The organism is Kitasatospora sp. NPDC097605 (assembly GCF_040302725.1).
In the GTDB taxonomy this organism is placed as follows: domain Bacteria; phylum Actinomycetota; class Actinomycetes; order Streptomycetales; family Streptomycetaceae; genus Kitasatospora.
In genome coordinates, this window is the sequence record NZ_JBEOSF010000047.1 from 61775 (window position 1) to 70417 (window position 8643).

The window sequence follows — 8643 nt, forward strand, 5'->3', positions numbered from 1 at the left end:
ATCGCACTCCGTATAACGATCACGCAGTGTGAACTACCTCACGGCGCGGACGGGCATTCCCCGGCGGACTACCATCACCACATGACCTGTGTGCTGCTCGCCGAGGACGATCCGGCGATCTCCGAACCGCTCGCCCGGGCACTGCGCCGCGAGGGCTACGAGGTGCTCGTCCGCGAGGACGGTCCGTCCGCACTGGCCGCGGGCCTCGGCGAGGAGGTCGACCTCATCGTCCTCGACCTCGGCCTGCCCGAGATGGACGGGCTGGAGGTCTGCCGCCGGCTGCGCGCGGACGGCCGCAGCTGCCCCGTCCTGGTGCTCACCGCCCGCGCCGACGAGGTCGACACGGTGGTCGGCCTGGACGCCGGCGCCGACGACTACGTCACCAAGCCCTTCCGGCTCGCCGAACTGCTCGCCCGCGTCCGCGCCCTGCTGCGGCGCGGCAACGTCGACCAGCTCACCACCGGCGCGCACGGCGTCAAGATCGACATCGAGTCCCACCGCGCCTGGCTCGGCGAGGAGGAGCTGACCCTCTCCGCCAAGGAGTTCGAGCTGCTGCGGGTGCTGGTCCGGGACGCCGGCCGGGTGGTCACCCGCGAGGAGATCATGCGGCAGGTCTGGGACACCACCTGGTGGACCTCCACCAAGACCCTGGACATGCACATCTCCTGGCTGCGCAAGAAGCTCGGCGACGACGCCGCCAACCCCCGCTACATCGCCACCGTGCGCGGAGTGGGTTTCCGGTTCGAGAAGAATTAGCCCGACAGGGGCGGTACCACCACGGGGAGCGGCAGCGTGAAACGCCGGATGATCAACTCGCTGCTGTGCGTCGTCCTCGTGGTGGTGGTCGTGTTCTGCGTCCCGCTCGCCCTGGTCGAGAAGCGCACCATCGTCAGCGGTGCCCAGGACCGGGTGGACGCCGCCGCCGTCCGGGTGCTCGCCCTGGTGGAGAGCCGGCTCGCCGCCGAGGAGCCGGTCACCGGCGACAAGTTCGGCAACCAGGTCTCCGAGGGCCAGTACGTCGAGGTCGACATCCCCGGCCAGGGGATCGTCTCCAGCGGTCACCGGCCCGACAGCGACCACCTGCTCAGGGCCGTCGAGCGCGGCGCCAGCGGCGAGACCGTCACCGTCGAGCAGTCCCGCGAGGCGGTCGACCACGAGATCGCCAACATGCTGCTGCTGCTCGGCGTCGTCGCGCTGCTCGCCGTGCAGGCCGCCGTCGCCCTCGCCGTCTGGCAGGCCAAGCGGCTGGCCCGCCCGCTCACCGACCTCGCCGAGACCGCCGAACGGCTCGGCTCCGGCGACCCGCGCCCGCGCGACCGCCGCTACGGGGTGCCCGAGCTCGACCGGGTCGCCGAGGTGCTCGACACCAGCGCCGAGCGGATCGCCCGGATGCTCACCGCCGAACGCCGGCTCGCCGCCGACGCCTCCCACCAGCTGCGCACCCCGCTCACCGCGCTCTCCATGCGGCTGGAGGAGATCACCGCGGTCGCCGAGGACCCGGAGACCGTCAAGGAGGAGGCCACCATCGCCCTCCAGCAGGTCGAACGGCTCACCGACGTCGTCCAGCGGCTGCTCACCACCCAGCGCGACCCGCGCAGCCCCACCGCCGTCGCCTTCGACCTCGACGACGTGGTCAAGCAGCAGGTCGAGGAGTGGGGGCCGTCGCTGCGCGGCACCGGCCGGGTGCTCCAGGTCGAGGGCCTGCGCGGGGTGACCGCGGTCGGCACCCCCGGCACGGTCGCCCAGGTGCTGGCCACCCTGATCGAGAACTCGCTGATGCACGGCGCCGGCACCATCACCCTGCGGGTGCGGCCGTCGGGCACGTCGGTGGTCGTCGAGGTGCAGGACGAGGGCCCCGGGGTGCCGGCCGAGCTGGGCAACCGGGTGTTCGAGCGCGCGGTCAGCGGCCGCAACTCCACCGGCATCGGCCTCGCCGTCGCCCGTGACCTCGCGGAGGCGGACGGCGGGCGGCTGGAGCTGCTCTCGCTGCGGCCGGCGGTGTTCGCGCTCTTCCTGGGCCGCAGCCAGCGTGAGGGCTGAGGCGCGTCAGAGCCTGTCGTCCCGGACGACGTCCAGGTCGGTGAAGGTGGGCGGCGCGTCGCAGAGCGCGACCATCTCCCGGTAGATCCGGTCGGTCTCCGGCAGGCCCGAGTTGCGCATCGCGGCCTCGTACGAGGGGAACTCGACGATTTCCACCACGTGCCGCGGGTCGGAGCGGTCGGTGGCGACCATCGCGTGGTCGGCGGTCCGCCGGCCCTCGGTCTGCTCGGCCCAGCGGTCCATCAGGCCGTTGAGCTCGTCGAGGTGGTCGGTCCGGCAGTCGATGATCTGGACGAAGGTCATGGCGAGCCTCCTGCGTCCCCCGCGGCTTCGATCGTTCGCCGGCCGTGCTCGCCCTCCGCCACCACTGTCCTCCCGGGGCGGCGGTGGCGGCAACCGGGGGAGCGGGGGAACCGGGGCCCTACTCGGCCTTGGCGTACCGGATCTGCTCGGCGGCCAGCATCAGCTCGGCCTGGGCGACCACCCCGCTGTCCTGGGCGGCGTCCTGGGCGGCCTCGGCGCGGGCCGCGGCGAGCTGCTCCCCGGTCGGCTCCGGGACGGCCTTGAACACCCAGGTCCGGTACGAGATGAAGCGGAACACCGTGCCCAGCCCCAGGCCGAGGACCTTCGCGGCCAGCTGCTGGAAGTGCGAGGAGAGCCCCAGCACGTACACCGAGAAGCCCAGTACGCCGGTCTCGATCAGCATGCCGGCGCCGCTGAACACCAGGAACAGCGTGATCTCCCGCTTGCGCGAGGCGGCGTCGCGGTCCCGGTACAGCCAGTAGCGGTAGCCCAGGTAGTTGGTGGCGATCGCGACCAGGGTGGCGGCGATGTTGGAGCGCAGCGAGGCCAGGTGCAGACCGTTGAGGCAGACCCAGAAGACGGCGAAGTTCACCACGACGCCGCTGAGGCCGACCAGGCCGAACTTCACCGCCTCGCCCGACAGGCCGCGCAGTTTCTGCGCCAGCGAGGGTTCCGACGCCGTGGTCGTCGCCATACCGGGCTGCCTCCGTGTGCCTGTGTGCCTGCGGACGAAAGGGCGCCGGCAGCCTGAGCGCTGTCAACCCCTTGAGCCCTGCGTGCACGCACATGATCGGATCGCGCGTATCAGGACCTGGCCGACCAGGCTACCCGGTTCCACCGATCGGCTCAGCCCCTCCGGCGCGTTCATGAGGGCCCGTCCACAGGGACGCCGCAGCGCGGGGAGCGGTTCCACGGCCTCCGACCGGCCCGGATATCCTGGCGGGGTGACTTCCCCGGGCAACGCGAATTTTCCAGTGGTGGGCATGATCGGCGGCGGGCAGCTTGCCCGCATGGCACACCAGGCGGGCATCCCGCTCGGGATCCGGTTCAAGCTCCTCGCCGACACTCCCCAGGACTCGGCGGCGCAGGTCGTCTCCGACGTCGTCCTCGGTGACTACCGTGACCTCGACACCCTCCGGCGCTTCGCCGAGGGCTGCGACGTGATCACCTTCGACCACGAGCACGTGCCGACCGAGCACCTGCGGGCCCTGCAGGCCGACGGCATCGCCGTGCGGCCCGGCCCGGAGGCGCTGGTCAACGCCCAGGACAAGGGCGTGATGCGGGCCAGGCTCGACTCCATCGGGGTCCCCTGCCCCCGGCACCGCATCGTCGCCGATCCGGCGGACGTGACCGCCTTCGCCGAGGAGGGCGCCGGCTACCCGGTGGTCCTCAAGACCGTCCGCGGCGGCTACGACGGCAAGGGCGTCTGGGTGGTCGGCGACGAGGAGCAGGCCGCGGCCCCGTTCCTGGCCGGCGTCCCGGTGCTCGCCGAGGAGAAGGTCGACTTCGTCCGCGAGCTGGCCGCCAACGTGGTCCGCTCGCCCAGTGGCCAGGCCGTCGCCTACCCGGTGGTGGAGAGCGTCCAGGAGAACGGCGTCTGCGCCGAGGTCACCGCCCCCGCGCCCGGCCTCGACCCGGCGCTGTCCGACGAGGCCCAGCAGCTGGCCCTGCGGATCGCCGGCGAGCTGGACATCACCGGCCACCTCGCCGTCGAGCTGTTCCAGACCCGGGACGGCCGGATCCTGGTCAACGAGCTGGCCATGCGGCCGCACAACTCGGGCCACTGGAGCCAGGACGGCGCCGTCACCTCGCAGTTCGAGAACCACCTGCGGGCCGTGCTCGACCTGCCGCTCGGCGACCCCCGGCCGCGCGCCAAGTGGACCGTCATGGTCAACGTCCTGGGCGGCGACTACCCGGACATGTACCACGCCTTCCTGCACTGCATGGCCCGCGACCCCGGTCTGCAGATCCACATGTACGGCAAGGACGTGAAGCCCGGCCGCAAGGTCGGCCACGTCAACGTCTTCGGGGACGACCTCGACGACGTCCGCGAGCGCGCCCGTCACGCGGCCGCCTACCTGCGAGGAACGATCACCGAATGACCCATCCGCTTGTTGGCATCGTCATGGGCTCGGACTCCGACTGGCCCGTGATGGAGGCCGCCGCCCAGGCCCTCGACGAGTTCGAGATCCCCTACGAGGTCGACGTCGTCTCCGCGCACCGGATGCCGCGCGAGATGGTCGCGTACGGCGAGAACGCCCACCAGCGCGGCCTGAAGGCGATCATCGCCGGTGCCGGCGGTGCCGCCCACCTGCCGGGCATGCTGGCCTCCGTCACCCCGCTGCCGGTGATCGGCGTGCCGGTCCCGCTGCGCTACCTGGACGGCATGGACAGCCTGCTGTCGATCGTGCAGATGCCGGCCGGCGTGCCGGTGGCGACCGTCTCGGTGGCGGGCGCGCGCAACGCGGGCCTGCTGGCGGTGCGGATGCTGGCCGCCTTCGACCCTGAGCTGACCGAGCGGATGACCGACTTCCAGGCCGAGCTGAACGGCCAGGCCACCGAGAAGGGCAAGAAGCTTCGGGCCAAGGTGGCAGGTTCCTCCTCCTTCGGCTTTGGAAAGTAGTCATATCGGATAGAACAGCTCGTATGACCTCTGAGCTGTTCGACTCCACCCCCGCTCTGCTGGAGCGCGCCAAGGCCGTCCTCCGCGCCACCCCCGTGGTGGACGGCCACAACGACCTCCCCTGGGCGATGCGCGAGCAGGCCGGCTACGACCTCGACGCGCTCGACCTGGCCGCCGACCAGAGCGCCCGGCTGCACACCGACCTCGCCCGCCTCACCGCGGGCGGGGTCGGCGCCCAGTTCTGGTCCGTCTACGTGCCCAGCCGGCTCGCCGGGGACCACGCCGTCAGCGCCACCCTCGAACAGATCGACTTCGTCCACGCCCTGGTCGACCGCTTCCCCGACCGGCTGCGGCCGGCGCTCACCGCCGACGACCTGGAGGCCGCCCGCGCCGAGGGCCGCATCGCCTCCCTGATCGGCGCCGAGGGCGGCCACTCCATCGACTGTTCGCTCGCCACCCTGCGCGCCCTGTACGCGCTCGGCGTCCGCTACCTGACGCTCACCCACAACGACAACACGCCGTGGGCCGACTCGGCCACCGACAAGCCCGTCGCGGGCGGCCTGACCGCCTTCGGCGAGGAGGTCGTCCGGGAGATGAACCGGCTCGGCATGCTGGTCGACCTCTCGCACGTCTCCGCCGACACCATGCGCGACGCGCTGCGGGTCAGCGAGGCGCCGGTGCTCTTCTCGCACTCCTCCTCGCGCGCCGTCTGCCCCCACCCGCGCAACATCCCGGACGACGTGCTCGCCCAGCTCCCCGGCAACGGCGGCGTGGCGATGGCCACCTTCGTGCCCAAGTTCATCCTGCCCGCCGCCATCGAGTGGACCGCCGCCGCGGACGAGAACATGAGCGCCCACGGCTTCGACCACCTCGACACCACGCCCGCCGGGATGGCCTGCCAGCGCGCCTTCGAGCAGGCCAACCCGCGTCCGGTCGCCACCGTCGCCACCGTCGCCGACCACCTCGACCACATGCGGGAGGTCGCCGGCATCGACCACATCGGCATCGGCGGCGACTTCGACGGCACGGCCTTCCTCCCGGACGGCCTCGACGACGTCGCCGGCTACCCCAACCTGATCGCCGAACTGCTGGGCCGCGGCTGGTCCGAGACCGACCTCGGGAAGCTCACCTGGCACAACGCCGTGCGCGTGCTGCGCGACGCCGAGGCGGCCGCCGCCCGGCTGCGCGCCGAGGGCCGCACCCCGTCCCTGGTCACCCTCGCGGGCCTGCACGGCCTCGACGGCTGACGGCCGGCGGCCGGGCGCCGGGGGTCTCAGCCCAGCCGGGGGATCTCGATGGCCGGGCACCGGTCCATGACCATCTCCACCCCGGCGGCGGTGGTCCGCTCGTAGGCGGCCTCGTCGACCACGCCGAGCTGGAACCAGACCGCCCCGGCCCCGGCCGCCACCGCCTGGTCCGCGACCTCGCCGGCCAGCTCGCTGTTCACGAACACGTCCACCACGTCGACCGGGAACGGGATCTCGGCGAGCGAGCGGTAGCCCTGCTCGCCGAGGACCGTCTCGGCCTTCGGGTGGACGGGCACGATCCGCTTGCCGAACTGCTGCAGCACCCGCGCCACGCCGTACGCGGCGCGCGCGGTGTTGGTGGACAGGCCGACCACCGCCCAGGTGTCGCCCTTGGCGGTGAGGATGGAGCGGACCGTCGCGTCGTCGCCGTAGTTCGTCATGGTCGGGGCAACGAGCGGCCGGTGCCGGGGATTCCCCCGGGGTCCGCTCAGCTGGGGCGGCCGAGGGCGCGGTAGGTCCAGCCGGCCGCGCGCCAGGCCTCGGCGTCCAGGACGTTGCGCCCGTCCAGCAGCCGGCGCTCGGCGACCACCGCGCCCAGCTCGGCCGGGTCGAGCTCGCGGAACTCCTGCCATTCGGTGAGGTGCAGGACGACGTGCGCGCCCTCGGCGGCCTCCAGCGCCGAGGGCGCGTAGGCGAGGCTCGGGAACATCCTGCGCGCGTTCTCCACCGCCTTGGGGTCGTAGACGGTGACCTGCGCGCCCTGGAGCTGGATCTGGGCGGCGACGTTGAGCGCGGGCGAGTCCCGGATGTCGTCCGAGTTGGGCTTGAACGCGGCGCCGAGGACGGCGACCCGCCGGCCCAGGAAGCCGCCGTCGCACTGCTCGCGGGCCAGCTCGACCATCCGGGAGCGGCGGCGCATGTTGATCGAGTCGACCTCGCGCAGGAAGGTCAGCGCCTGGTCGGCGCCCAGCTCGCCGGCCCGCGCCATGAACGCCCGGATGTCCTTGGGCAGGCAGCCGCCGCCGAAGCCCAGGCCGGAGTTGAGGAACTTGCCGCCGATCCGCTCGTCCAGCGCGAGCGCCGCGCTCAGCTGGGTGACGTCGGCGCCGGCCGCCTCGCAGACCTCCGCCATGGCGTTGATGAAGGAGATCTTGGTGGCCAGGAAGGAGTTGGCGGCGGTCTTCACCAGTTCGGCGGTCGCGTAGTCGGTCACCAGGAACGGCACCCCGGCGGCGATCGGCTCGGCGTACACCTCGCGCAGCAGCCGCTCGGCGCGCTCGCTGCGGGCGCCGACCACGATCCGGTCCGGGCGCAGGGTGTCCTGGACGGCGAAGCCCTCGCGCAGGAACTCCGGGTTCCAGGCGAGCTCGGCGCCCTCGCCGACCGGGGCCAGCGCGGCCAGCCGCTCCGCCAGCCGGCCCGCCGAGCCGACCGGCACGGTGGACTTGCCGACCACCAGCACCGGGCGGGTCAGGTGCGGGGCCAGCGCGTCGATCGCCGTGTCCACGTACGACATGTCGGCGGCGAACTCGCCCTTGCGCTGCGGGGTGTTGACGCAGACGAAGTGCACGTCGCCGAACTCGGCGGCCTCCTGGGCGGAGGTGGTGAACCGCAGCCGCCCGGTCGAACCCTCGTGCCCGGCCACGTGCTTGAGCAGCAGTTCGGACAGGCCCGGCTCGTACATCGGGACCTTGCCGGCGGTCAGGGTGGCGATCTTCTCCGGGTCGATGTCCAGCCCCAGCACCTCGAAGCCGAACTCCGCCATGGCGGCGGCGTGCGTGGCGCCGAGATAGCCGGTGCCGATCACGGAGATGCGGAGGGTCACGGTTTCCCCTTCGGGCGGGCGTCGGACGGCACGGCTCCGGGTGGTGGCCGCGCCCACCGATGCTATCCGGCCGCCGTGGGAGCGCCCAGACGGTCGCACGGGCTCCGGATCCGGCCGCCCTCTCCGGAGCCCCGACACCCCCGGGGCGGGGCCCGGTTGACCTAGGCAGCCGCAGGTCGGAGGCCTAGGATCTACTTAACGGTAATTAACCGGTCACGGCTGGAACGACTCTCCGAAGAGGCAGGCATCATGGCGGGCAGCGCAGGGGCGGCGGACTTCGATCTCTTCCGGATCTCCGAGGAGCACGAGATGCTCCGTGAGGCGGTGCGTTCGCTGGCCGAGGCGAAGATCGCCCCGTTCGCGGCGGAGGTGGACGAGCGGGGGCGGTTCCCGCAGGAGGCGTTCGACGCGTTGCGGGGCAATGACCTGCACGCGGTGCATGTGCCGGAGGAGTTCGGTGGTGCGGGGGCGGACGCGCTGGCGACGGTGATCGTGATCGAGGAGGTGGCGCGGGTGTGCGCCTCGTCGTCGTTGATCCCGGCGGTGAACAAGCTGGGGTCGTTGCCGGTGCAGTTGTCGGGGTCGGAGGAGTTGAAGGCGCGGTA

The 8643-nt window shown here is 72.4% G+C and carries 9 protein-coding genes and 1 pseudogene; 6 read left to right on the forward strand and 4 right to left on the reverse strand.

What is annotated here, in order from left to right:
• Positions 1–81: 81 nt before the first annotated feature.
• Entirely contained in the window at positions 82–756 is a 675-nt protein-coding gene (locus tag ABTX81_RS34710) for a response regulator transcription factor (RefSeq protein ID WP_344329242.1), read from the forward strand.
• 36 nt (positions 757–792) lie between these two features.
• Positions 793–2040 (forward strand): sensor histidine kinase, encoded by a 1248-nt coding sequence (locus tag ABTX81_RS34715; protein ID WP_350553981.1) that lies wholly within the window; start codon positions 793–795, stop codon positions 2038–2040.
• A gap of 9 nt (positions 2041–2049) precedes the next feature.
• On the opposite strand, the pseudogene ABTX81_RS34720 reads toward ABTX81_RS34715, so the two are convergent.
• Positions 2050–2343, reverse strand: a pseudogene (locus ABTX81_RS34720) (ester cyclase); the annotation flags it as partial.
• 118 nt (positions 2344–2461) lie between these two features.
• Positions 2462–3037 carry a GtrA family protein gene (locus tag ABTX81_RS34725; RefSeq protein ID WP_350553983.1) on the reverse strand — a complete coding sequence of 192 codons (576 nt, stop codon included), beginning with the start codon at positions 3035–3037 and terminating at the stop codon, positions 2462–2464.
• A gap of 289 nt (positions 3038–3326) precedes the next feature.
• Here ABTX81_RS34725 and ABTX81_RS34730 point away from each other — a divergent pair, with 289 nt between their 5' ends.
• The 3 genes from ABTX81_RS34730 to ABTX81_RS34740 are packed head-to-tail and all read left to right on the forward strand — an operon-like array spanning position 3327 to position 6213.
• Positions 3327–4445, forward strand: coding sequence for a 5-(carboxyamino)imidazole ribonucleotide synthase (locus ABTX81_RS34730; protein WP_502892924.1), 1119 nt, complete (start codon positions 3327–3329; stop codon positions 4443–4445).
• Positions 4442–4966, forward strand: coding sequence for a 5-(carboxyamino)imidazole ribonucleotide mutase (purE, locus tag ABTX81_RS34735; protein ID WP_350553987.1), 525 nt, complete (start codon positions 4442–4444; stop codon positions 4964–4966). Before ABTX81_RS34730 ends, purE begins: the two co-directional genes overlap by 4 nt.
• A 23-nt stretch (positions 4967–4989) precedes the next feature.
• Positions 4990–6213 (forward strand): dipeptidase, encoded by a 1224-nt coding sequence (locus tag ABTX81_RS34740; protein WP_350553989.1) that lies wholly within the window; start codon positions 4990–4992, stop codon positions 6211–6213.
• A gap of 26 nt (positions 6214–6239) precedes the next feature.
• Here the strand turns inward: ABTX81_RS34740 and ABTX81_RS34745 are convergent, their stop codons facing one another.
• Positions 6240–6653, reverse strand: a complete 414-nt coding sequence (locus tag ABTX81_RS34745; protein ID WP_350553991.1) for a CoA-binding protein — start codon at positions 6651–6653, stop codon at positions 6240–6242.
• Positions 6654–6700: 47 nt separating this feature from the next.
• Complete coding sequence (locus tag ABTX81_RS34750; protein ID WP_350553993.1) at positions 6701–8038, reverse strand: UDP-glucose dehydrogenase family protein; 1338 nt, start codon at positions 8036–8038, stop codon at positions 6701–6703.
• Positions 8039–8287: 249 nt separating this feature from the next.
• Between ABTX81_RS34750 and ABTX81_RS34755 the strand changes: the two genes are divergently transcribed.
• The coding region (locus ABTX81_RS34755) for an acyl-CoA dehydrogenase family protein (protein ID WP_350553995.1) at positions 8288–8643 on the forward strand (356 nt) is incomplete at its 3' end.